This window comes from Klebsiella sp. Shm-1, assembly GCF_040804525.1.
GTDB lineage: Bacteria > Pseudomonadota > Gammaproteobacteria > Enterobacterales > Enterobacteriaceae > Klebsiella > Klebsiella pneumoniae.
Genome location: NZ_CP161823.1, coordinates 4,826,266 through 4,850,631 on the forward strand (window position 1 = coordinate 4,826,266; position 24,366 = coordinate 4,850,631).

The 24,366-nt window shown below is 59.5% G+C and carries 22 protein-coding genes; 13 read left to right on the top strand and 9 right to left on the bottom strand.

Features of this window, described 5'->3' with window-relative positions:
- Window positions 1–51 precede the first annotated feature (51 nt).
- Genes phnL through phnP form a run of 4 tightly spaced genes read left to right on the top strand, consistent with a single transcriptional unit; the run spans window position 52 to window position 3,202 of the window.
- Complete coding sequence (phnL, locus tag AB1E37_RS23580; protein WP_004221959.1) at window positions 52–732, top strand: phosphonate C-P lyase system protein PhnL; 681 nt, start codon at window positions 52–54, stop codon at window positions 730–732.
- Window positions 729–1,865, top strand: coding sequence for an alpha-D-ribose 1-methylphosphonate 5-triphosphate diphosphatase (gene phnM / locus AB1E37_RS23585; RefSeq protein ID WP_004221958.1), 1,137 nt, complete (start codon window positions 729–731; stop codon window positions 1,863–1,865). The genes phnL and phnM overlap by 4 nt, the downstream gene beginning before the upstream one ends.
- Window positions 1,865–2,428, top strand: a complete 564-nt coding sequence (gene phnN, locus AB1E37_RS23590) for a ribose 1,5-bisphosphokinase (protein WP_004151727.1) — start codon at window positions 1,865–1,867, stop codon at window positions 2,426–2,428. Before phnM ends, phnN begins: the two co-directional genes overlap by 1 nt.
- Window positions 2,429–2,443: 15 nt before the next feature.
- Window positions 2,444–3,202, top strand: a complete 759-nt coding sequence (gene phnP / locus AB1E37_RS23595) for a phosphonate metabolism protein PhnP (RefSeq protein ID WP_004221954.1) — start codon at window positions 2,444–2,446, stop codon at window positions 3,200–3,202.
- Window positions 3,203–3,223: 21 nt separating this feature from the next.
- Here the strand turns inward: phnP and yjdP are convergent, their stop codons facing one another.
- Together yjdP and AB1E37_RS23605 are read right to left on the bottom strand one after the other, a co-directional pair.
- Window positions 3,224–3,577 (bottom strand): DDRRRQL repeat protein YjdP, encoded by a 354-nt coding sequence (gene yjdP / locus AB1E37_RS23600; RefSeq protein ID WP_004151729.1) that lies wholly within the window; start codon window positions 3,575–3,577, stop codon window positions 3,224–3,226.
- A 70-nt stretch (window positions 3,578–3,647) separates the two neighbouring features.
- Window positions 3,648–5,933, bottom strand: coding sequence for an ATP-binding protein (locus AB1E37_RS23605; RefSeq protein ID WP_032448207.1), 2,286 nt, complete (start codon window positions 5,931–5,933; stop codon window positions 3,648–3,650).
- A gap of 179 nt (window positions 5,934–6,112) precedes the next feature.
- On the opposite strand from AB1E37_RS23605, the gene AB1E37_RS23610 reads away from it, so the two are divergent.
- The 4 genes from AB1E37_RS23610 (at window position 6,113) to AB1E37_RS23625 (ending at window position 10,682) form a co-directional block, all read left to right on the top strand.
- A complete protein-coding gene (locus tag AB1E37_RS23610) occupies window positions 6,113–7,633 on the top strand; it encodes a sugar ABC transporter ATP-binding protein (protein ID WP_002885173.1) in 1,521 nt (506 codons plus the stop codon).
- The gene (locus AB1E37_RS23615; protein ID WP_002885172.1) at window positions 7,630–8,628 is read left to right on the top strand and encodes a ribose ABC transporter permease; all 999 of its coding nucleotides are present in this window, start codon (window positions 7,630–7,632) and stop codon (window positions 8,626–8,628) included. Before AB1E37_RS23610 ends, AB1E37_RS23615 begins: the two co-directional genes overlap by 4 nt.
- Before the next feature lie 30 nt (window positions 8,629–8,658).
- On the top strand, window positions 8,659–9,600 hold the full coding sequence (locus AB1E37_RS23620; RefSeq protein ID WP_002885156.1) for an ABC transporter substrate-binding protein: 942 nt from the start codon (window positions 8,659–8,661) through the stop codon (window positions 9,598–9,600).
- Between the two features lie 74 nt (window positions 9,601–9,674).
- On the top strand, window positions 9,675–10,682 hold the full coding sequence (locus AB1E37_RS23625) for a carbohydrate kinase family protein (RefSeq protein WP_004221949.1): 1,008 nt from the start codon (window positions 9,675–9,677) through the stop codon (window positions 10,680–10,682).
- 124 nt (window positions 10,683–10,806) lie between these two features.
- Here the strand turns inward: AB1E37_RS23625 and AB1E37_RS23630 are convergent, their stop codons facing one another.
- The 3 genes from AB1E37_RS23630 to AB1E37_RS23640 form a co-directional block, all read right to left on the bottom strand.
- A complete protein-coding gene (locus AB1E37_RS23630; protein ID WP_004146663.1) occupies window positions 10,807–11,724 on the bottom strand; it encodes a nucleotidyl transferase AbiEii/AbiGii toxin family protein in 918 nt (305 codons plus the stop codon).
- Window positions 11,725–11,729: 5 nt separating this feature from the next.
- A complete protein-coding gene (locus tag AB1E37_RS23635; protein ID WP_004177809.1) occupies window positions 11,730–12,488 on the bottom strand; it encodes a type IV toxin-antitoxin system AbiEi family antitoxin in 759 nt (252 codons plus the stop codon).
- An 85-nt stretch (window positions 12,489–12,573) separates the two neighbouring features.
- Entirely contained in the window at window positions 12,574–13,302 is a 729-nt protein-coding gene (locus tag AB1E37_RS23640; protein WP_004177810.1) for a response regulator transcription factor, read from the bottom strand.
- 272 nt (window positions 13,303–13,574) lie between these two features.
- On the opposite strand from AB1E37_RS23640, the gene AB1E37_RS23645 reads away from it, so the two are divergent.
- Together AB1E37_RS23645 and AB1E37_RS23650 are read left to right on the top strand one after the other, a co-directional pair.
- Window positions 13,575–15,722 carry a formate dehydrogenase H subunit alpha, selenocysteine-containing gene (locus AB1E37_RS23645; RefSeq protein WP_012737173.1) on the top strand — a complete coding sequence of 716 codons (2,148 nt, stop codon included), beginning with the start codon at window positions 13,575–13,577 and terminating at the stop codon, window positions 15,720–15,722.
- A gap of 345 nt (window positions 15,723–16,067) precedes the next feature.
- On the top strand, window positions 16,068–16,754 hold the full coding sequence (locus AB1E37_RS23650) for a tetratricopeptide repeat protein (RefSeq protein ID WP_032421940.1): 687 nt from the start codon (window positions 16,068–16,070) through the stop codon (window positions 16,752–16,754).
- Between the two features lie 36 nt (window positions 16,755–16,790).
- Here AB1E37_RS23650 and gltP read toward each other — a convergent pair whose 3' ends face one another.
- Together gltP and AB1E37_RS23660 are read right to left on the bottom strand one after the other, a co-directional pair.
- A complete protein-coding gene (gene gltP, locus AB1E37_RS23655; RefSeq protein ID WP_004146659.1) occupies window positions 16,791–18,104 on the bottom strand; it encodes a glutamate/aspartate:proton symporter GltP in 1,314 nt (437 codons plus the stop codon).
- Window positions 18,105–18,215: 111 nt separating this feature from the next.
- Window positions 18,216–18,416, bottom strand: a complete 201-nt coding sequence (locus AB1E37_RS23660) for a hypothetical protein (RefSeq protein WP_032448206.1) — start codon at window positions 18,414–18,416, stop codon at window positions 18,216–18,218.
- Window positions 18,417–18,516: 100 nt separating this feature from the next.
- Here AB1E37_RS23660 and acs point away from each other — a divergent pair, with 100 nt between their 5' ends.
- The 3 genes from acs to actP all read left to right on the top strand — a co-directional run bounded on the left by acs (window position 18,517) and on the right by actP (window position 22,622).
- Window positions 18,517–20,475 carry an acetate--CoA ligase gene (acs, locus tag AB1E37_RS23665; protein ID WP_002885145.1) on the top strand — a complete coding sequence of 653 codons (1,959 nt, stop codon included), beginning with the start codon at window positions 18,517–18,519 and terminating at the stop codon, window positions 20,473–20,475.
- A 183-nt stretch (window positions 20,476–20,658) separates the two neighbouring features.
- A complete protein-coding gene (locus AB1E37_RS23670; RefSeq protein ID WP_004177812.1) occupies window positions 20,659–20,970 on the top strand; it encodes a DUF485 domain-containing protein in 312 nt (103 codons plus the stop codon).
- A complete protein-coding gene (gene actP, locus AB1E37_RS23675) occupies window positions 20,970–22,622 on the top strand; it encodes a cation/acetate symporter ActP (RefSeq protein ID WP_024623073.1) in 1,653 nt (550 codons plus the stop codon). The genes AB1E37_RS23670 and actP overlap by 1 nt, the downstream gene beginning before the upstream one ends.
- 46 nt (window positions 22,623–22,668) lie before the next feature.
- Here actP and AB1E37_RS23680 read toward each other — a convergent pair whose 3' ends face one another.
- Both AB1E37_RS23680 and AB1E37_RS23685 read right to left on the bottom strand, forming a co-directional pair.
- On the bottom strand, window positions 22,669–23,766 hold the full coding sequence (locus AB1E37_RS23680; protein ID WP_002885139.1) for a type 1 fimbrial protein: 1,098 nt from the start codon (window positions 23,764–23,766) through the stop codon (window positions 22,669–22,671).
- A 19-nt stretch (window positions 23,767–23,785) separates the two neighbouring features.
- Window positions 23,786–24,334 (bottom strand): fimbrial protein, encoded by a 549-nt coding sequence (locus tag AB1E37_RS23685; RefSeq protein ID WP_004151734.1) that lies wholly within the window; start codon window positions 24,332–24,334, stop codon window positions 23,786–23,788.
- Window positions 24,335–24,366 lie beyond the last annotated feature (32 nt).

Below are 24,366 nucleotides of genomic sequence, written 5' to 3' on the forward strand. Positions count from 1 at the left end.
AGGCCGGGTAAGCGACGCGCCACCCGGCAACTCAACCCCGTGAGAGCTAACATGATCCGCGTTGAAAACGTCCATAAAACCTTTGTTCTGCACCAGCAGCACGGCGTGCGTCTGCCGGTGCTGGCCGACGCCTCGCTGACCGTTAACGCCGGGGAGTGCGTGGTGCTCCACGGTCACTCCGGCAGCGGCAAATCGACCCTGCTGCGTTCGCTGTACGCCAATTATCTGCCGGACAGCGGCCATATCCATATCCGCCACGGCGACGAATGGGTGGACCTGGTCACCGCCACCCCACGCAAGGTGCTGGAAGTGCGCAAAACCACCATCGGCTGGGTCAGCCAGTTTCTACGGGTGATCCCGCGCATTTCAGCGCTGGAGGTGGTGATGCAGCCGCTGCTCGATCTTGGGACGCCGCGCGAAGCGAGCGCCGCGAAAGCCGCCCAGCTCCTGACCCGCCTCAACGTTCCGGAACGCCTGTGGCACCTTGCGCCGTCCACCTTTTCCGGCGGCGAGCAGCAGCGGGTCAACATCGCCCGCGGTTTTGCGGTCGACTATCCGATCCTGCTCCTTGATGAACCCACCGCCTCACTGGATGACAAAAACAGTGCTGCCGTGGTCAACCTGATCCACGATGCCAAAGCGCGAGGCGCGGCCATCGTGGGGATTTTCCATGACGAAGGGGTACGCCGTCAGGTCGCCGACCGACTGCACTCTATGGGAATGACAGCATGATTATCAATAACGTAAAACTGGTTCTCGACGACGAGGTGGTCCACGGTTCGCTGGAAGTCCAGGACGGTCGCATCCTCGCCTTCGCCGAAAGCCAGAGCCGGCTGCCGCAGGCGCTGGATGGGGAAGGCGGCTGGCTGCTGCCGGGCCTTATCGAGCTGCATACCGATAACCTCGACAAGTTCTTTACCCCGCGGCCGAAGGTAGACTGGCCGGCCCACTCGGCGATGAGCAGCCATGACGCCATGATGGTCGCCAGCGGCATCACCACCGTGCTGGACGCCGTGGCGATTGGCGACGTGCGCGATGGCGGCGATCGTCTTGAGAATCTGGAGAAGATGGTCAATGCCGTGGAGGAGACGCAAAAGCGCGGTCTCAACCGCGCCGAACACCGCCTGCACCTGCGCTGCGAGCTGCCGCATCACACCACGCTGCCGCTGTTTGAAAAGCTGATCGATCGCGAGTCGGTGAGCATGGTCTCTCTGATGGACCACTCGCCGGGCCAGCGTCAGTACGCCGATCACAGCAAGTACCGCGATTATTATCAGGGCAAATATCATCTGACGCATGACGAAATGGACCGTTTTGAAGCCGAGCAGATGGCTCTGGCCGCCACCTGGTCGCAGCCCAATCGCCAGACCATCGCCGCCATGTGCCGCGCCCGCCGTATCGCCCTCGCCAGCCACGACGACGCCACCGAGGCGCATGTGGCCGAATCCCACCAGCTAGGGAGCGTGATCGCCGAGTTTCCCACCACGCTGGCCGCGGCGCAGGCTTCACGTCAGCACGGGATGCACGTCCTGATGGGGGCGCCGAATATCGTGCGCGGCGGTTCCCACTCCGGCAACGTCGCCGCCCACCAGCTGGCGAGCCACGGTTTGCTGGACATCCTCTCATCTGACTATTACCCCGCCAGCCTGCTGGATGCCGCTTTCCGCATCGCCGACGCCGAGGACAATGCCTTCACCCTGCCACAGGCGATCCGTCTGGTCAGTCAGCATCCGGCGCAGGCGCTGGGCCTTGACGATCGCGGCGTCATCGCCGAGGGGAAACGCGCCGACCTGGTGCTGGCGCACCGTCGCGGCGAACATATCCAGATCGACCATGTCTGGCGCCAGGGAAAGAGGGTCTTTTAATGCCAGGAAAACTGATTTGGCTGGTGGGCCCCTCCGGCTCCGGTAAAGATAGCCTGCTGGCGGCGCTGCGCCAGCGCGAGCACCCGCAGCTGCTGGTGGCCCATCGTTACATAACCCGCCCGTTTAACGCGGGCAGCGAGAATCATATCGCCCTCAGCGAACATGAGTTTTTTACCCGCGCCGAGCAGCATCTTTTTGCTCTCAGCTGGCACGCCAACAATACTTACTATGGCATTGGCGTGGAGATCGACCTCTGGCTGCACGCCGGCTTTGACGTGGTGGCCAACGGCTCCCGCGCCCACCTGGCGCTGGCCCGGGAACGTTACGGCGAGGTGCTGGTGCCGATCTGTCTCGCCGTCTCGCCGCCGGTGCTGCGCCAGCGGCTGGAGCAGCGCGGCCGGGAAAACGCGCTGGAAATCGCCCAGCGTCTGGAACGCGCCGCGCGCTATAAGCCGGACAACTGCCTGACATTGAATAATGACGGCAGTCTCCGACAATCGGTCGATGAATTTTTCCGCCTGCTGCGCAGCCACGCGGCGCGCGAAGCGGATCAACTGGTATAAACAAAAGGTGACACGATGAGCCTGACCCTCCGCTTAACCGGCACCGGCTGCGCTCAGCTGGTGCCGGTCTTCGGCTGCGACTGCGCGGCCTGCCGCCGCGCCCGCCGCGAGGAGAGCCACCGACGCCGCCCCTGTAGCGGAGTGGTCACGTTCAACAACGCCGTGACGCTGCTCGATGCCGGACGACCGGATCTGATGGAGCATCATCCCGCCGGCAGCTTTCAACAGGTGCTGCTGACCCACTACCATCTGGATCATGTGCAGGGGCTGTTTCCGCTGCGCTGGGGAGTCGGCGCGTCGATTCCGGTCTATGGCCCGCCGGATGACGCCGGCTGCGACGATCTGCTCAAACACCCCGGTCTGCTTGACTTTAGCCATACCGTCACGCCGTTTGTGATGTTTAACCTGCAGGGGCTGCGGGTGACGCCCCTACCCCTTAATCACTCGAAGCTGACCTTTGGTTATCTGCTGGAGTCGGCCCACAGCCGGCTGGCCTGGCTCTCGGATACCGCCGGGCTGCCGGACAAGACGCTGAAGTTTTTGCTCAATAACCGCCCGCAGGCGATGATCATCGACTGCAGTCATGAGCCGCGCGCGCAGACCCCGCGTAACCATAACGATCTAAACACCGTCCGCAGCCTTAACCAGATCATTGGCTGTCCGCGGGTGATCCTCACCCATATCAGCCACCAGTTTGACATCTGGATGATGGATAACCCGCTGCCGACAGGTTTCGAAGCGGGCTATGACGGGATGGAAATAGCGCTGGATTAAGCGCTGGCCTGCGGGGGGCGATCAGTAGCTATCATCCAGCCGACGCTGGTCGCTTTCTAACTGACGACGATCGCGGTCGAGCTGACGCTGGCGTTCATCCAGCTGGCGGCGGCGCTCGTCCAGCTGGCGTTGCCGCTCGTCATACTGGCGCTGACTGTCACGGCTCTGCTGACGGCTCCCCTGATAGCGCCCGTCATCATACCGGCCATCGTCATCGTATCTGTCGTCGTCATCGGAGCGACTGCTGCCCGGGTTATAGGCGTCGTTAATGGCTTGCTGAATATTGCCGATCGCGTCATCGATAATATCGGCGCGAGCGGCCAGGCTGGTCAGCGACAGAGTGCAAAAGAGCAGTGCGGTTGCGTAACGTTTCATCGGGGCCAATCTCATCAGAGTCCTGCCGCTACCTTAATCATCCGCATGAAACCCGGGTAGCGGAGGAATCTCAAATCCTCGCGTACGCCGCGCTCAGCGCCTGCGCCAGCTGGGCGCGGGTAAACGGCTTACGCAGCCACTCAACCTCCGGCAGGGCCGGGTTCTGCGCTGGACGCAAATCCTGGCCGCTGATCAGTAGCACCGGCAGCGCCGGAAAGCGGCGTCGGGCGGTATGGATCACATCGGCGCCGCTCAGGGCGCCGGGCAGCATCAGATCGCTAATCAACAGGGCAATATCCGGCGAGGCCTCCAGCAGCTGCAGCGCCTCTTCACCGCTGGCGGTTTCCAGCGTCAGCCAGCCCAGCTGATGCAGCTGTTCACATAGCGTCTGGCGGACATCCTCTTCATCTTCCAGCACCAGCGCCAGCCGCTCGCCCGCCGGGGACGGCTCGTCCACCGCTGGCACCACCTCCTTCTCAACCTCGGTCAACGCTCGCGGCAGCTGCAGCCGCACCGTCGTCCCCTGCCCCGGCGCGCTCTCCAGCGCCACCCGGCCGCCAGACTGGCGCACAAAGCCATACACCATCGACAGCCCCAGGCCGCTGCCGCTGCCGGTGGCTTTGGTGGTGAAGAAAGGTTCAAACACCCGGGCTTTCACCGCCTGCGACATCCCGCTGCCATGATCGATCACCTCCAGGGCCACCATATCCTGCCGCTGGCCGCTGCTGCGGGTGACCCGCTGATTCCAGGTGCGTATTTTGATGACCCCGTCGCGCCCCGCCATGGCGTCGCGGGCGTTCATCACCAGATTGATCAGGGCGTTTTCCAGCTGGCCAACGTCTATCCATGCCGGCCACGCCGGCGACTGCGCCTCAATCTCCAGGCTTAAGGTCGCCGGCAGGGAGTGACGCATCAGCTCGCTGAGGTTCTCCAGTAGCGGCGCCATCGCCACCGCCTGGGGATGCAGCGCCTGCTTGCGTGAAAAGGCCAGCAGCCGCTGGGTCAGAAGCGCCCCACGCTCCGCCGCCTTCAGCGCCCTGGAGAGGCGCGGCGCATCGCGCGCATCCGGCTCCACCAGCTCAAGGCTGCCGATAATCACCGCCAGCAGGTTGTTAAAGTCATGCGCCAGACCTCCGGTCAGCTGGCCGACGGCCTTCATCTTCTGACTATGCAGCAGCGCCTCCTCCAGCTCCTGGCGCTTAATCCGATCGATCTCCATCTGGTTGGTCTTCTCTTTCAGCAGCCGGGTGGTGTGCTCCAGCGACGCCATATTGCGGGCGAAAACGTTAAAGGCCCGCGCCAGCTCCCCCAGCTCGTCGCGCCGCTGCAGGGCCGGCACCGAGACGTTCGGCTCTCCCTGAGCCAGCCGCGACATCGCCCGCGAGATGGCGGTCAGGTTCGAGCCGAGATTACGGTAGATGTACCACCCGGCGCAGCCGGTGATCGCCAGCGCCAGCAGCGCGGAAAGCAGAATAAACATACTGATGGAGCGCAGCTCCCGATGGCTCTGCGCCGCCCGCTGCTCTGAGGCTTCCGCCACCCGGGTCACGTACTGATTGATATCTTCGTTAAGCAACGCGACCAGCGCTTTGATGTGATACATGTACCAGCTGATCGTCAGGTCGCTCTCCTCCAGCTGGGCCGACAGCGGGGCCAGCGTCGCCAGCTCGCGGGTCACATCAGGGAGGACAAACGCCAGCGCGGGATCGGCGCTGCGTGTCGGCAGGGCGCCGCGCAGCTGGTCGAGTTGCAGGACGATCGACCGCGGCGTGACGGTATGGATCGCAGCCACGATCAGCCGGTCCATCTCGGCCAGCCGGCGCGGATCGATCGCCTTATCCCCGCCGCGATCGTTAAGATCGGCGAGATGGCGCAGGTTACTCTGATTCTGGTAAAGCGAACTCAGCAGCGCATTGCGCTGCAGATGGCGGCGCTGGCCGCGCTCCAGCATCTCCGCCACGCTCTGCTGCAGCGCGTTGCTGCGGCGAATAATATTGGCCACCCGCGCCTGCTCCTGCTGCGCCAGCGGGGCCGCCGCCAGCTGGGCCAGCGAGTGCTTCAGCGCCTGCTGCGTCGCCAGCAGCCGTTCCGCTTCGCTTTTGTACTCCAGCGCCCCCACCACCTGCGACAGGCGCACCGCCGCCGTGGCGACATTCGCCGTGTCCCGCGCCAGATCCATACTGCCGCGCATGTCGTTGAGAGTCTGGCGCTGCACCTGCTCCTGCAGCTGGCTGGCGTGGTGAAAGCCGAACACCGCCACGCCGCTGACCAACAGGGTGACCACGCCCATCAGCAGATTAAAGGAGAGCAGGCGGCCACGGGCGCTGGTGAAAAACGGGTGTCGGCGAGCGGTCATAACAACTCCGGTGAAGGATCGGTCGGCAGATAAGCGTGACGGTGCAGAAAATGACGCCGCGTAACTGTGATCGCGGTTAACTATTTATCACTATGACAAATATGAATGGATTCTGACATTCTGCATTTATTTTCCGGTGGTGGACTGCAGCTATTGTTCTTACAGACAGGAGCGCCGCGATGACCGCCACCCCGGTACTGGAAATGCGCCATATCGCCAAAGCTTTTGGCAAATTCTACGCGCTGAAGGGCGTCGACCTGACGGTCTGGCCCGGCGAGATCCATGCCCTGATGGGGGAGAACGGCGCCGGAAAAAGCACGCTGATGAAGATCCTCGCCGGCGCCTATACCGCCACCAGCGGCGAGATCCTGATCGACGGAAAACCGCAAACCATCCGCGGCCCCAAGGACGCGCTGGCCGCCGGGATCACATTGATCTACCAGGAGATGCAGCTGGCGCCGAACCTGACCGTCGCGGAAAACATTTTCCTCGGCAGCGAGCTGGCGCGCGGTGGTCTGGTGCAGCGCAAAGCCATGCTCAGCCAGGCGCAGGCGGTGATCGACCGTCTCGGCGCCCAGTTCAAAGCCAGCGACCGGGTGATGACCCTGACCATCGCCGAACAACAGCAGGTGGAGATCGCCCGCGCCCTGCACCGTCAAAGCCGCATTCTGGTGATGGATGAACCCACCGCCGCCCTCTCCTCGCGGGAAACCCAGCGCCTGTTCGAGCTCATCCTGCGCCTGCGCGATGAGGGGATGGCGATCATCTATATCAGCCACCGCATGGCGGAAGTGTATGAGCTCTCCGACCGGGTCAGCGTCCTGCGCGATGGGCAGTATGTCGGCAGCCTGGTGCGCGACAAGCTCAACGCGCCGGAGCTGGTGCGCATGATGGTCGGCCGCCCGCTCAGCGATCTGTTCAATAAAGAACGGGACATTCCCCGCGGCCAGCCGCGCCTGCGGGTCGAGGATCTGACCGATGGCGGCAAGATTAAGCCCAGCAGCCTGGTGGTGCATGCCGGCGAAATCGTCGGCCTCGCCGGGCTGGTCGGCGCCGGGCGTTCCGAACTGGCGCAGCTGATCTTCGGGGTGCGCAAAGCCACCGCCGGGGTGATTGAGATCGACGGCGAGCCGGTGGTGATCCACTCGCCGCGGGAAGCCATCGACCTCGGGATCGGCTTTCTGACCGAAAACCGCAAAGAACAGGGGTTGTTTCTCGAACTGGCAGCCCAGGAAAACATCACCATGGCGACGCTGGAGCGCGACGCGACCTGGGGGATGCTCAACCGCCGGAAGGCGCAAACCATCTCCGATGACGCCATCCAGTTGCTTAACATCCGCGTGCCGCACGCCCAGGTGCGCGCCGGCGGACTGTCCGGCGGCAACCAGCAGAAGCTGTTAATTTCGCGCTGGGTGGCGATTGGCCCGCGCATTCTAATCCTCGATGAACCCACCCGCGGCGTCGACGTCGGCGCGAAAAGCGAAATTTACCGCATCATGAACGACATGGCGCGCCAGGGCGTCGCCATTCTGATGATCTCCAGCGAGCTGCCCGAAGTGGTGGGCATGAGCGACCGGGTCTATGTGATGCGCGAGGGCGTTATCGCCGGCGAGCTACAGGCCGGTGATATTAGCCAGGAAAGTATCATGACGCTGGCCACCGGCGTGACCGATTCTCACCTTAAGGCAGGGCAACTATGAGCATACCGAAAGAGACCTCCGCGCCGGTCGCGAAATCCGCTTCGGCGAAAAAAATGTTGATGGGCGACCTGATGCAGACCGTCGGCATTCTGCCGATCCTCATCCTGATCGTCGCCGTTTTCGGCTTTATCGCCCCCAACTTTTTCACGGAAAGCAATCTGCTGAATATCACCCGCCAGGCCTCGATCAACATTGTGCTGGCGGCGGGAATGACCTTTATCATCCTCACCGGCGGCATTGACCTTTCCGTCGGCTCCATCCTTGGCACCACCGCAGTGGCCGCGATGGTGGTGTCGCTGATCCCGGCGTTTGCGTTGCTGTCGATTCCGGCGGCGCTGATGCTCGGCCTGCTGCTCGGCCTGTTCAACGGCGCGCTGGTCGCCTTCGCCGGGCTACCGCCGTTTATCGTCACCCTCGGCACCTACACGGCGCTGCGCGGCGCCGCCTATCTGCTGGCCGACGGCACCACGGTGATCAACTCCGATATCAGCTTCGAGTGGATCGGCAATGACTACCTCGGCCCGGTGCCGTGGCTGGTAGTCATCGCCCTGGCGGTGATCGCGGTGTGCTGGTTTATCCTGCGCCGCACCACCCTTGGGGTGCATATCTACGCGGTGGGCGGCAACATGCAGGCGGCGCGGCTGACCGGCATCAAAGTCTGGCTGGTGCTGCTGTTTGTCTATGGCATGAGCGGCCTGCTCTCCGGCCTTGGCGGGGTGATGAGCGCTTCGCGGCTGTACAGCGCCAACGGCAACCTCGGCGTCGGCTACGAGCTGGACGCCATCGCCGCGGTCATTCTCGGCGGCACCAGCTTCGTCGGCGGTATCGGCACCATCACCGGTACACTGGTGGGGGCGCTAATTATCGCCACCCTCAATAACGGCATGACCCTGATGGGGGTCTCCTACTTCTGGCAACTGGTGATCAAAGGGGCGGTGATCATCATTGCGGTGCTGATCGACAAATACCGTACCCGACATCATCAAAGTGCATAACAACAACATCTTACCTGCGAGGAAAAGCGAATGCGTTTAAAACCGATAGTCACCGCGCTGTGTGCTGGCGCGCTGCTGGCCGCCTCCCCTTTTGCGTCGGCCAAAGAGCTGAAAGCGATTGGCGTGACGGTGGGCGACCTTGCCAACCCGTTCTTTGTACAGATCACCAAAGGGGCGGAGCTGGAGGCCCGCAAGCTGGCGGGGGATAACGTCAAAGTGACGCTGGTCTCCAGCGGCTACGATCTGGGCCAGCAGGTGGCGCAGATCGATAACTTTATCGCCGCCAAAGTCGATATGATCATCCTCAACGCCGCCGATTCGAAAGGCATTGGCCCGGCGGTGAAGCGGGCCAAAGAGGCCGGGATCGTGGTGGTGGCGGTTGACGTCGCCGCCGAAGGGGCCGACGCCACCATCACCTCCGATAACACCCAGGCGGGCGAGCTGGCCTGTAAATACATTAGCGACCGCCTGAACAACAAAGGCAACGTGGTGATCATCAACGGGCCGCCGGTCTCCGCCGTACAAAACCGCGTCGAAGGCTGCGAAACGGAGTTCAAAAAACACCCGGACATTAAAATCCTCTCCGCCAACCAGAACGCCAAAGGCAGCCGGGAAGGCGGCCTGGAGGTGATGACCTCCCTGCTGGCGGCCAATCCGAAGATTGACGGCGTGTTCGCGATCAACGATCCGACGGCGATTGGTGCTGATCTGGCAGCGAAACAGGCGCAGCGCAGCGAGTTCTTCATCGTCGGCGTCGACGGCAGCCCGGACGGCGAAGAGGCGCTGAAGCGTAAGAACTCGCTGTTCGTCGCCACCCCAGCGCAGGACCCACAGGTGATGGCAGCGAAGGCGGTGGAGATTGGCTACGACATCCTGCAGGGCAAACCTGCGCCGACCGCGCCGGTACTGATCCCGGTGACGATGATCGACAAAAATAACGTCAGCTCTTACAAAGGCTGGACCGTGAAATAAGCGCAACCAGGCGCACAATCGTTCCGCCGATTGTGCGCTACGCTTAACGAATATGACGGCGCGGAGTAGCGATCATGGAACGGAAAGGCATTATTGCCGCAGGCAACATGCTGGTCGATCATGTCCACCAGATCGGGCAGTGGCCGGAGCGCGGCTGGCTGGTGGAAATTGTCCATAGCGAACGCGCCACCGGCGGCGCGCCGCTGAATGTCCTGCTGACCCTGGCCAAAATGCACGCCGGGCTGCCGCTGCAGGCGGTCGGCCTGATTGGCGAGGATAACGATGGCGACTACATCACCGCCATGCTCGATCAGTACCATATCAATCGCCAGCTCGTACAGCGCACCAGCTCCGCCCCCACCTCGATGACCCAGGTGATGACCGACGCCGAAGGCCAGCGCACTTTCTTTCACTCTCCCGGCGCCAACCGCCTGCTTGATCTCCCGGCTTTTGAGCCGCTGGATGCGCCGCTGAAAATTTTCCATCTCGGCTATCTGCTGCTGCTCGAAAGCCTCGATCGCCCCGATGAAGTGTACGGCACCCGCAGCGCGCGACTGCTGGCGCAGATGCGCGAGCGAGGCTATGAGGTGTCCCTCGATCTGGTGTCGCGCAAGGGCGACCCGCGCTACCGGCCGCTGGTCCTGCCGGCGCTGAAGCATCTTGACTACCTGACCATCAATGAACTGGAAGCCAGCGAGTTTAGCGGGCTGGAGATTCGTCTACCCAACGGCGAGCCGCACGTCGCCAATATCGCCCGCGCCGCCAGCGCATTGCTTGACGCCGGCGTACGCCAGCGGGTAGTGATCCATTGTCCGGAGGGGGCATGGGGCGTCTCCCGTACCGAAGCCGGGCGCTGGGTACCGTCATGGCGGCTACCGCCGGAGGAGATTATCGGCAGCGTCGGCGCGGGGGACGCCTTCTGCGCCGGCCTGCTGTATGGCAGCCACGAACGCTGGCCGTTAACCGCCAGTCTGCAGCTGGCCCACGCCTGCGCCCGCGCCAGCCTGCAGGCCGTCAATGCGATCGACGGCGCCAAAACGCTCCCTGAGCTACAGGCGTTTATTCAGTTGCAGAATGTTTAGATCGAGTAGATCCCGCTATCAGGGCGATGCCACAGGAGAACGGCGTGTCATGGCGAGAAAAGGGATACGGTTTATTCAAATCACGCCTGTTTTACGCTGAGTTCAACAAGGGCGGGCCAGGTAACTAACTGCGCCACTCGGCCAGCACCTTTTCCAGTTTATCTAATGACTCAGCGCGTTTTATCGCTGGCATCTGATGAATATTGCGCAATTTCCACTGCACGGCAGGCAAATCCTGAATACGCATTTCCGGCGCTAAACGCCAGTCTGGTTCGCCTCGTTTAAATGACAGTAAAAAATCGACATCCTGTTGTGTGAAACAGGATTTTAACGCAGCAATCATCCTGTTGGGGACTGCTGTCAGTTCCTCCAGGGCTATCGTCTCAAATGTCATCCCGCTGAATTCACGGTAAAAAGGTTCAGCAATATCTTTCCAGCGAGGATTCAGCACTTCAGCCAGAGGCCGATTATGGCTCAGTAAATACGCGATAAACCCATTGAAAATGGGACGGTCAAGCTCCTGCGCATCAAGAAGTAATTTCACGTCATAAAAATCTCTGGGATGCTGGCGATCCAGCGCCGCGCATAATTTTCCACCGTAGAGGTCAGGCAACGAAACCACTGGAAGGCTGGCATAGCCAAAAACGTCCTCTACCGCCCCCACCACTTCTCGCTCCTGTGGTGGATATAATGTTCCCCGGGCGACCGGTGAAACCTCTATCTTTATTTGCGCGCTATCGGTAGTAACAATGACACGCATCTCATCTGAACGATTAGCTTGTAATACAGCGCTCATACCTGCCTGTTGTTGCAGATTGGCGGCAATACGTGCAAGCGCATCCCGTATATGAGGTAAAGCGATGGCTCTGCTTTCCAGGGGCACCCAGGCGAGGTCGATATCCACCGATAATCGAGGGAAATCGCGGATAAAGAGATTGATTGCAGTGCCACCTTTCAGCGCAAATTCCCGTTCGACAGCAACATAGGGTAAAACCTGCATTAGCAGAGCAACCTGCCGATAATAAGGCGCCTGTATATCCATATTTTTTATTCCTTTTGAAAGCGTTCAGGCACTGTGATTTGGTATTGAGCATTGAACTTTCCATTTTCCACGATTTGCCGCTTGCCCGCTCCCAGATCGATTTTTTGGCTATCGATTCGTTTGAGCCAGCCATGCTCGTAAAAACTGGCGAAGAAGAGATACAAACGCTTGGCCTGCACGGACTGGCTGACGGAAAGAAGATACTCTACTTTACGAGGATTAAGATTAACCAGCCCCTGGAAAAGCTCTGCAGCGTGGTTAAATGAGAGGGTCCCCGGCACCGCGCTCAGCAACTCGTAAGCAGCCAGTTCTGGCGCACTGCCGATGAGTTTTTTCCCTTTTATATCAAGCGTTACACGGTATCTATCATCCAGCACCGGCAGTTTTTTCCCCGATATGACTATCCACTCCACACCCGGGAATTCCCTGAACCATTTCGGCAGCAGCGCTTTATTTTCCACACTAAGCCAGCACTGGTTTTGTTTTAGCTGTAGATAGTGTGAACGGCCCTGCCAGACTAAGCTACTGAGCCCCGCAACATACACCGGAGCGGCAAGCTGATTTTGCAAACATGCTAATGCATCGTTCCACTCCGGCTCACGTCCCGCACGCGCATATACGCCGTTGCCTCTTTTTTTTAACCAGCCACTTTGCGCGTATTTAAAGGCCAGAGAGGGAGAGATGGCATGCTGGCTTAACCAGGACTGAAGGATCACATCTCCGGGAGCGCTGTTTTGCAGCAGCCAGTTTAATTTTGTTGCCATAGATTAACCCAGAGTGTCACTTTAATAAAAAAAGTAAACTCCCTGCGCCAAATAAAGTCAACAGCGGGTTGGCAGCAAACCCGCCCTACGCCGCCTTCTCGCTGTGGGTCACGTCGGCGGAAAAGACATAGCCCAGACCGCGCAGGGTTTTAATCAACGTCGGCTGATGCGGGTTGAGCTCAATTTTGCGCCGCAGGCGCATGATCAGCACATCGATGGTCCGGTCGAATACCTCGGTGCTTTCGTTATGGGTCAGCGCCAGCAGCTGTTCGCGATTCAATACCCGGCGCGCGTTCTGCGCCAGCGCCAGCAGCAGGCCATATTCTCCCTGGGTCAGCGGGATCGCCTGCTGCTGCGGGTTATACAGTTCACAGCGCGTGGTATCCAGCCGCCAGCCGTTAAACGTCAGGCCAGCACCGGCGCCCGACGCCTCGCCGGCCAGCGCCCCGCTGCGTCGCAGTACCGCTTTCACCCGGGCGACCACCACCCGCGAGCTGAACGGTTTGGCGATGTAATCATCGGCGCCCATCTCCAGGCCCACCACCACATCAGACTCACTGCCCAGACCGGAGAGCATCACCACCGGCAGCTCAGGCCGCGTGCGCTGCAGCTGCTGGAGCACCTGCAGGCCATAGGTATCCGGCAGGATCATGTCCAGTAAGACCAGCGCAATATCCGCCCGCTGCGCCACCGTCGCCAGCGCGTCGTTGCCGGTCTGGCTGACAAGCACTTCAAACGCGTGCGCGCCGAGCACATCGCTGAGCAGCTCGCCCATTGCCCTGTCATCATCCACCACTAAAATGACTGGTTTCATTTTTGCCTCTGCCCGCCGGGAATTAGTGTCAGTCTGATCGATTCTGCAAGCCTGCGCCGACAAATTCCTCTCCCGGTGACATTTTTTCAAGCGCCGTCACATCTCCAGGGTATCGACACGTCAAATCTGTCGACAGGCTGTTTTTCGTCAGCATTCCGCCCAAAAAACCCGCGTATCATCAAGGAATACCCACAATGAAAATATGGCATAGAAGATGCATAGTGACGGCGCGATAGCGCAAACGCGCCCATTGAATAACTGGAGCAAGACCGATGAAAAAAGTCGTCACGGTTTGCCCGTATTGCGCATCAGGTTGCAAAATCAACCTGGTGGTCGATAACGGCAAAATCGTTCGGGCTGAAGCGGCGCAGGGGAAAACCAACCAGGGAACCCTGTGCCTGAAGGGCTATTATGGCTGGGACTTCATTAACGATACCCAGATCCTAACGCCGCGCCTGAAAACCCCCATGATCCGCCGTCAACGCGGCGGCAAGCTGGAAGCCGTCTCCTGGGACGAGGCGCTGGATTACGTCGCCACCCGCCTCAGCGCCATTAAAGCCAAATATGGCCCGGATGCGATCCAAACCACCGGCTCCTCCCGCGGCACCGGTAATGAAACCAACTATGTGATGCAAAAATTCGCGCGCGCCGTTATTGGTACCAATAACGTCGACTGCTGCGCTCGCGTCTGACACGGCCCTTCGGTTGCAGGTCTGCACCAGTCGGTCGGTAACGGCGCCATGAGTAATGCCATCACGGAGATTGATAACACCGATCTGGTGTTTATCTTCGGTTACAACCCGGCGGATTCCCACCCTATCGTGGCGAATCACGTCATTAACGCTAAACGCAACGGGGCGAAAATTATCGTCTGCGACCCGCGCAAAATTGAAACCGCGCGCATCGCCGATATGCACATTGCGCTGAAGAACGGCTCGAACATCGCGCTGCTCAACGCCATTGGCCACGTGATTATTGAAGAGGATCTGTACGATAAATCCTTCGTCGCCAGCCGTTCCGAAGGCTTCGAGGAGTATCGCAAAATCGTTGAAGGCTATACGCCGGAGTCGGTGGAGGAGATCACCGGGGTCAGCGCCCAGGAGATCCGCGCCTGCGCCCGGATGTATGCCAGCGCCAAATCCGCCGCCATCCTGTGGGGCATGGGCGTCACCCAGTTCTACCAGGGCGTGGAGACGGTGCGGTCGCTGACCAGCCTCGCGATCCTCACCGGCAACCTCGGCAAGCCGAGCGTCGGCGTCAACCCGGTACGCGGCCAGAACAACGTTCAGGGCGCCTGCGATATGGGTGCGCTACCGGATACCTATCCGGGCTATCAGTACGTCAAGTTCCCGGAGAACCGCGAAAAATTCGCCAAAGCCTGGGGCGTGGAAAGCCTGCCTGCGCATACCGGCTATCGCATCAGCGAATTGCCGCACCGCGCGGCGCACGGTGAAGTGCGGGCGGCGTACATTATGGGTGAGGATCCGCTGCAGACCGACGCCGAACTCTCGGCGGTCCGCAAAGCGTTCGACGATCTGGAACTGGTTATCGTCCAGGACATTTTCATGACCAAAACCGCCTCCGCGGCTGACGTCATCCTGCCGTCCACCTCGTGGGGCGAGCACGAAGGCGTGTATACCGCAGCGGACCGCGGCTTCCAGCGCTTCTTTAAAGCGGTGGAGCCGAAGTGGGACCTGAAAACCGACTGGCAGATCATCAGCGAAATCGCCACCCGGATGGGCTATCCGATGCATTACAACAACACCCAGGAGATCTGGGACGAGTTGCGGCATCTGTGCCCGGACTTCTACGGCGCCACCTACGAGAAAATGGGTGAGCTCGGCTATGTCATGTGGCCGTGCCGCGATGAGTCCGACGCCGATCAGGGAACGTCGTATCTGTTTAAAGAGAAGTTCGATACCCCGAACGGACTGGCGCAGTTCTTCACCTGCGACTGGGTCGCGCCGATCGATAAGCTTACCGACGAGTACCCGATGGTATTGTCGACGGTGCGCGAGGTCGGCCACTACTCGTGCCGTTCAATGACCGGTAACTGCGCGGCGCTGGCGGCGCTGGCGGATGAACCAGGCTATGCGCAAATCAACACCGCCGACGCCGAACGGCTAGGCATCGAAGATGAAGAGCTGGTATGGGTCAATTCGCGTAAGGGGCGCATCATCACCCGCGCGCAGGTCAGCGATCGGCCGAATAAAGGCGCGGTGTACATGACCTACCAGTGGTGGATCGGCGCCTGTAACGAGCTGGTCTCAGAGAACCTGAGTCCAATAACCAAAACGCCGGAGTACAAGTACTGCGCGGTCAACGTTGAGCGGATTGCCGATCAGCGCGCCGCGGAACAGTACGTGATCGACGAGTACAACAAGCTGAAATCCCGCCTGCGCGAAAGCGCGATGGGTTAAGGTTCGGCGGTCTGACCCGGCTCGCGCGATGCGTAGGCCGGGTCAGGCGCAGCCGCCACCCGGCACATAAACGGCTCCGTGTCCACAGTCTGTCGCCCGGCGGCGCTGCGCTTGCGCGGGCCTACGGCTGGCAGGCGCATCTCCATCCGTAGGCCGGGTCAGGCGCAGCCGCCACCCGGCACATAAACGGCTACGTGTCCGCAGTCTGCCGCCCGGCGGCGCTGCGCTTGCGCGGGCCTACGGTCAGGTAGCGCAAATCGGCCCTACCTACCGATACCCGCCATTTTCTTCTTTTTCGCCTCCCTTTATACTGCGCGCTATGTTCCTTACTGATAATAAATACAAATGAAATACCTCTTTTTATTTCTACTGGTTTTCACCAGCGGCACAGCGGTGGCCACCGAACCTGGCAGTCAGTATCAACAGCAGGCCGAAGCCGGCGATCGACGCGCGCAATATTACCTTGCCGATACCTGGGTCAGCTCCGGCGATTATCAAAAAGCCGAATACTGGGCGCAGAAGGCGGCCGCCCAGGGCGATGGCGATGCGCTGGCGCTGCTGGCGCAGCTCAAAATCCGTAACCCCCAACAGGCGGACTATCCGCAGGCCCGCCAGCTGGCGGAAAAAGCCGTCGAGGCCGGCAGTAAATCCGGAGAGATCGTCCTCGCGCGGGTGCTGGTCAACCGTCAGGCTGGCGCCACCGACGTAGCGCACGCCATCACGCTGCTGCAGGATGCAGCCCGGGATAGCGAAAGCGATGCGGCGGTAGATGCCCAGATGCTGCTGGGGCTGATCTACGCCAGCGGCGTACACGGCCCGGAGGATGATGTGAAAGCAAGCGAATACTTCAAAGGCAGTTCATCACTTTCCCGCACCGGCTATGCCGAATACTGGGCCGGGATGATGTTCCAGCAGGGAGAGAAAGGCTTTATCGAACCGAATAAGCAGAAGGCGCTGCACTGGCTCAACGTCAGTTGCCTGGAGGGGTTTGATACCGGCTGCGAAGAGTTTGACCGGATCAGTAAAGGATAAGAAAAAGCCCGGCGCTATCGCGCCGGGCTTTGTGTTTTATTGGGCGGTTTTATCAAACTTGCCCAGCACTTCGCGTTCATAGGCCAGCGCTTTTTTGCGATCGAACTTATGCTCCCACTTGGCGATAACCAGCACCGCCAGCGCATTACCCACCACGTTCAGCGCGGTACGCGCCATATCGAGGATACGGTCGACGCCGGCAATAAAGGCAAGCCCTTCCAGCGGGATCCCGACGCTACCCAGGGTGGCCAGCAGCACCACGAAGGAGACGCCCGGCACGCCGGCGATCCCTTTCGAGGTCACCATCAGGGTCAGCACCAGGGTAATCTCCTGCCAGATAGAGAGGTCAATACCGTACAGCTGGGCGATAAAGATCGCCGCGATGCTCTGATACAGCGTTGAACCATCGAGGTTGAAGGAGTAACCGGTCGGCACCACAAAGCTGGTGATCGACGCCGGCGCGCCGTAGGCTTCCATCTTCTCAATAATGCGCGGCAGTACGCTCTCCGAACTGGCGGTAGAATAAGCCAGAATCAGCTCATCTTTCAGGATGCGGATCAGGATCCAGATGCTCAGACCACACAGGCGCGCGACAATCCCCAGCACCACCAGCGCGAAGAACAGGATCGCAAAGTAAACCAGCAACACTAGCTTGGCCAGCGGCCACAGCGAGGCGAAACCGAAGGTGGCGACGGTTACCGAAATCAGGGCGAATACCCCGACCGGCGCATAGCGCATCACCATATGGGTGACTTTAAACATGGTCTCGGAGATAGAGCGGAAGACCGTCACCAGCGGCTCACGGTGGGTCGCCGGCAGCGAGGAGAGCCCCAGGCCAAACAGCACCGAGAAGAAGATAATCGGCAGCATATCGCCTTTCGCCATCGATGCCACGATATTGGTCGGCACCAGCGACAGGATGGTACCCATCAGACCGTGCGCATGGCTCTGCACTTCGGCGGTGGTGTTCTGATATTTCGAAATATCAACTGCCGCCAGCTGCGACATATCAATGCCCGTCCCCGGCTGGAAGACGTTGGCCAGGGTGATACCCAGCACAATCGCCACCGTGGTGATCACTTCGAAATAGATAATGGTTTTGGCACCGATCCGCCCTAACTGTTTGGCGTCACCCACGCCGGCAATCCCGACCACCAGGGTCGAAATGACAATCGGGACCACGATCATTTTAATCAGATGGATAAAGATATCGCCCGCCGGCGTCAGCAAATTGCTAATTAACCAATCGCGACTTTCAGCGTGGTAATGCAGATAACTGCCCAGAAGGATACCCAGCACCAGGGCTAGCAAAATTTGCCAGGCCAGACTGACTTTTTTTGTTTTCTTCACTACTGACTTCCTCAATGAAAGGCACCATTCCTTTTCGTCATGGTACCCACTGCAGGGGGTATGAATTGTGTTGCGTTGCTTTGTGGGGTTATTTAACGCGCAATATCAGTATCATTTGCACGGCATGCTGCGCAAGCCTTTAAGAACAGGGCTTTCCTCTACTTTTATGCATAAAGCAGCGAATTTCCCCCAGTTACATTGCATAAGTATTTGTAATAAAAAAATTTTCACAGCTTCCGTTTCTATAAATTCATTGGCGTAATTATTTCGCTTCAAAGTTTCATTTGATGAAATTTCACCCAGTTTAATCATTGCGTGATCTGCCCCCCAATTAACAAACAAAGCTGTCAAAACCCCTACTCTTAACGTTTGTTTGACATATATTTAACAAGTTCAAAGGAGAAAAAAAGCCATGAGCCAAATTCACAAACACCCTATTCCCGCTAATATTGCGGAACGTTGCCTGATTAACCCGGATCAGTACAAGGCGCAGTACCAACAATCCATAACCGACCCTGATACATTTTGGGGCGAGCAGGGCAAGATCCTTGACTGGATGCGGCCCTATACCCGTGTAAAGAACACCTCCTTCGCACCGGGTAATATTTCCATCAAATGGTATGAAGATGGCACCCTGAACCTCGCCGCTAACTGTCTCGACCGCCACCTCGCCGAACGCGGCGATCAAACCGCCATCATCTGGGAAGGCGACGACGCCAGCCAAAGCAAGCACATCACCTACCGTGAACTGCATGCCGACGTGTGCCGTTTCGCCAATGTGCTGCTCGACCTCGGGATTAAAAAAGGCGACGTGGTCGCTATCTATATGCCGATGGTGCCGGAAGCCGCGGTGGCGATGCTGGCCTGCGCCCGCATCGGGGCAATCCACTCGGTCATTTTCGGCGGCTTCTCGCCGGAGGCGGTGGCCGGACGCATTATCGACTCCAGCTCACGCCTGGTGATCACCGCTGACGAAGGGCTGCGCGCCGGTCGCGCCATCCCGCTGAAGAAAAACGTCGATGACGCGCTGAAAAACCCGAACGTGAAAAGCATTGAGCACGTGGTGGTCCTGAAACGCACCGGCGGCAATATCGACTGGCAGGAAGGCCGCGATCTGTGGTGGAGCGACCTGATTGCGAACGCCAGCGCCGAACACCGGCCCGTCGAAATGAACGCCGAAGATCCGCTGTTCATCCTCTATACCTCCGGCTCCACCGGTAAACCGAAAGGGGTGCTGCACACCACCGGCGGCTATCTGGTCTATGCGGCCACCACCTTTAAATACGTTTTCGACTACCATCCGGGCGATATTTATTGGTGCACCGCCGACGTGGGCTGGGTCACCGGCCATAGCTATCTGCTGTACGGCCCACTGGCCTGCGGCGCCACCACCCTGATGTTCGAAGGGGTGCCGAACTGGCCTACGCCGGCGCGCATGTGCCAGGTCGTCGATAAGCATAAGGTCAGCATTCTCTATACCGCCCCGACGGCTATTCGCGCCCTGATGGCGGAAGGCGACAAAGCTATCGAAGGCACAGACCGCTCCTCGCTGCGCATTCTTGGCTCGGTCGGCGAACCGATTAACCCGGAAGCCTGGGAGTGGTACTGGAAGAAGATCGGTAACGAGAAGTGCCCGGTGATGGACACCTGGTGGCAGACCGAAACAGGCGGCTTTATGATCACTCCGCTGCCGGGCGCGATTGAGCTGAAGGCCGGCTCCGCGACGCGTCCGTTCTTCGGCGTCCAGCCGGTGCTGGTGGATAACGAAGGCCTGCCGCTGGATGGCGCCACCGAGGGCAACCTCGCCATCGCCGACTCCTGGCCCGGCCAGGCGCGTACCCTGTTCGGCGACCATGAGCGCTTTGAGCAAACCTACTTCTCCACCTTCAAAAATATGTACTTTAGCGGCGACGGCGCGCGTCGTGATGAAGATGGCTATTACTGGATCACCGGCCGGGTGGATGACGTCCTGAACGTCTCCGGACACCGTCTGGGGACCGCCGAGATCGAATCGGCGCTGGTGTCGCACCCAAAAATCGCCGAAGCGGCGGTGGTGGGGATCCCGCATAACATCAAAGGCCAGGCCATCTATGCCTACGTGACGCTCAATCACGGCGAAGAACCGACGCCGGAGTTGTATGCCGAAGTGCGTAACTGGGTACGCAAAGAGATCGGTCCGCTGGCGACGCCGGATGTGCTGCACTGGACCGATTCGCTGCCGAAAACCCGCTCGGGCAAAATCATGCGCCGCATTCTGCGTAAGATTGCCGCAGGCGACACCAGCAACCTCGGCGATACCTCGACCCTCGCCGATCCTGGCGTCGTGGAAAAACTGCTCGAAGAGAAGCAGGCCATTACCATGCCATCGTAAGTAAGGACCGATTCCCTACACCCTCTCCCCTTCCGGGGAGAGGATAAAAATAAGTCCCTCCCCCAGGATTTCACTCGCAGGAACGCCGTCAGCAAAACCTGTCCCGGCTCCGTCGCCGGAGGGGTTGCTGTCGCCAGCGTCCGCCGAGTGGATGACGAAAGGGAGACCTCTGGAGACGCTAAGATGAATGAACAACTTTGTCAGCGGATAGAAAATAGTGCGCATTTCAGGGAGTTAGTTGCATCACGGCAACGGTTTGCCGCCATTCTGTCAGTGATTATGTTAGTGATCTACGTGGGCTTTATTTTGCTTATCGCCTTTGCACCCGGCTGGCTCGGCACCCCGCTGCACGCCGGAACCAGCGTCACCCGCGGGATCCCGCTCGGCATTGGCGTGATCGTCATTTCGTTTATCCTGACCGGTATTTATGTCTGGCGAGCTAACGGTGAATTCGACCGTTTGACCAAAAGCGTTCTCAACGAGGTAAAAGCATGATCAAGAGAGTCCTGACGGCGCTCGCCGCCACGCTGCTGCCCCTCGGCGCCCACGCCGCAGACGCTATTACCGGCGCGGTACAGCGCCAGCCGACCAACTGGCAGGCGATTGTCATGTTCCTGATTTTCGTCGCCCTGACGCTGTACATCACCTACTGGGCCTCAAAACGGGTGCGTTCGCGCAGCGATTACTACACCGCCGGCGGCAATATTACCGGCTTCCAGAACGGGCTGGCGATTGCCGGCGACTTTATGTCAGCGGCGTCGTTCCTCGGTATCTCCGCGCTGGTGTATACCTCCGGCTACGATGGGCTGATCTACTCGCTGGGCTTTCTCGTCGGCTGGCCGATTATCCTGTTTCTAATTGCTGAACGTCTGCGCAATCTTGGCCGCTATACTTTTGCCGATGTCGCCTCTTACCGCCTGAAGCAGGGGCCGATCCGCACCCTCTCCGCCTGCGGTTCGCTGGTGGTGGTGGCCCTGTATCTGATTGCCCAGATGGTGGGCGCCGGCAAGCTAATCCAGCTGCTGTTCGGCCTTAATTACCATGTCGCCGTAGTGCTGGTTGGCGTGCTGATGGTGCTCTATGTCCTGTTCGGCGGCATGCTGGCGACCACCTGGGTGCAGATTATTAAAGCGGTTCTGCTGCTGTGCGGCGCCAGTTTTATGGCCTTTATGGTCATGAAGCACGTCGGCTTCAGCTTCAATAACCTGTTTACCGAGGCGATGGCGGTCCACCCGAAAGGGGCCGCGATTATGAGTCCCGGCGGACTGGTGAAAGATCCGATATCGGCGCTCTCTCTGGGTCTGGGTCTGATGTTCGGTACCGCTGGCCTGCCGCATATTCTGATGCGCTTCTTTACCGTGAGCGACGCCAAAGAAGCGCGTAAAAGCGTCTTCTACGCCACCGGTTTTATGGGCTATTTCTATATCCTGACCTTTATCATCGGCTTCGGCGCCATCATGCTGGTCGGCGCGAACCCGGCGTTTAAAGACGCGGCCGGACAGCTTATCGGCGGCAATAACATGGCGGCGGTGCACCTGGCGGATGCGGTTGGCGGCAACCTGTTCCTCGGGTTTATCTCTGCGGTAGCCTTCGCCACTATCCTGGCGGTGGTGGCGGGCCTGACCCTCGCCGGCGCGTCAGCGGTGTCGCACGACCTGTACGCCAACGTCTTCCGCAAGGGCGCGACCGAGCGTCAGGAGCTGAAGGTCTCCAAGATCACCGTGCTGATCCTTGGGGTGGTGGCCATTCTGCTGGGTATTCTGTTTGAAAATCAGAATATTGCTTTCATGGTCGGCCTGGCCTTCTCCATCGCCGCCAGCTGTAACTTCCCGATTATTCTGCTGTCGATGTACTGGTCGAAGCTGACCACCCGCGGCGCGATGGTCGGCGGCTGGCTGGGCCTGCTGACTGCGGTCATTCTGATGATCCTCGGCCCCACCATTTGGGTGCAGATCCTCGGCCATGAGAAAGCGCTGTTCCCGTATGAATATCCGGCGCTGTTCTCCATTGCCATCGCGTTCATTGGCATCTGGGTCTTCTCCGCCACCGATAACTCACCGGAAGGGATGCGCGAGCGCGAGCAGTTCCGCGCCCAGTTTATCCGTTCACAAACCGGGATCGGTATCGAACGCGGCCAGGCGCATTAATCGTCCTCTCCCTTCCCCGGCATCGTTCGGGGAAGGGATTCTCCCCTCAGTTATAAGTAAAGGTGATCACCCCGGTGGCGTTGGCTGTCCCCGCGGTCACCGCGCTCCCCGTCCTGTAATAGTTAGTGGATAAGGCGAGCGTCTGCATGGCCGCTGCGCCTCCGGGGCTGTCGGGGTTGGTGAAATAGCTGTAGCTGGCATCCGCGCCGCTGTTGGTCACCGTCGCGCGGCTCGAAGTATAGAGGCTGATATCGGTATTTAACGGCAGTGCTTTGCCATTCAAATTTAACTGCACTCCCACGCCAGTGGCGGCATTCTGTTCCGCCGTGAGGGCCATCACCGTATTGTCAGGGTTATCCCCGCTTGCAGAAGCAGCCGCCACACGCATCGAAACGTTAGTTCCCGGCTCGCAGGAGAGGCTCAGAGACTGCCGCGCGCTACCCACCTTCGTCGCGGTATTAAACTCACTGGCATTGATGCTGCCCATGGAAAAACTGAGATTATTGCTACCGACAATACACCCCATCGGGATTAGCTGGATGCTGGTTGTGCCGCTGATGTGCAGTTGTGAAATAGCGATGGTCCCCTTTTTATCCTTGGCCGATACCGTGGCCACCGGGTCGCTGAACGATAATTGACTCTTGCTGGCGATGGCGCCGCCGGTGGCCACCAGCTGCAGCTGATACGCCGGGGTATAATGAGTCGACGCGAAAGAGTCGAAAAGACCTGTCGGCTTTCCGAGGTAATAATTCACATCACCAATATAATGCACCTGCGAGTCGGGGCTGAAATCATCGGTGTCATCGCCATATTCACCGCTGATATTGAGCCACACCTTGACGCGGATACCGATCCCCTGCACCGAGGTGGCATAGATATTATCCCCTATCAGTGCCCCGGCATTGTTCGAGGACCAGGCAAAAACCGCGTAGGTGCTCCCCTCACAGTTAAGCAATTCCGTTTGCGAGCGCGTAATCTTCCCCGAGTCATACAGTACCGTCCCTGCGGTATAGCTCCCGGCATTGACCAGGATCTTTTCCGGCAGGTTGGTCATCGAGACATCGCCATAGTTGGTTCCCGTGCAGGCCGCCCAGCTATAGACGGGACACAGTGCCAATATGAGCAATAAGATCAGTTTTTTCATACCCATCCCTGTCGAAACGTTATTTGTAAGCCACATCGAACGTGGCGGTAAACCCGACCATCCCGGACCTTACCTGGCCATAAGGCGAAAACATACGTGCCACCATATTAAAGGTATGGATATCCGCATCGTCCCCAAAGGTATAGAGATACTGGTCGCCGGGGCCAAGGGGCTGCTGGTCGGCCATGCTCTGCAGCTGCAAACCGACGCCGCTGGCACCGTTGCTGCCAGTCTGGAAGTTTTTATAGATTGAAGCGTGGGTGCTATCGAAGCTGGTGCCGCTAAACGCGATGGTCACCGCCGACGCATCGGCGGAACAGCTGGAAAAGACCAGCTTAACCGGCACGCTGGCGCCGCTCGCCCCGGCATGTCCGGAGAACGTCTGCGAGGAGACGGTGCCTAAATCGATACTGTTCGACGGCTCCACGGCCACCTCACAGGAAGGCGCTTCGATGGTGCCCGTGACGTTAAAATTGACCGTGCTGCTGCCCTCATAAGCCAGCGCCGGAAGGGAGAGCAGCAAAATGGCCACCAGGAGGCCCCTTGTGCTGCCGTCTCGCATATTCATATCAGCCCCTCTTCCATGTTGAAAACCTGCAT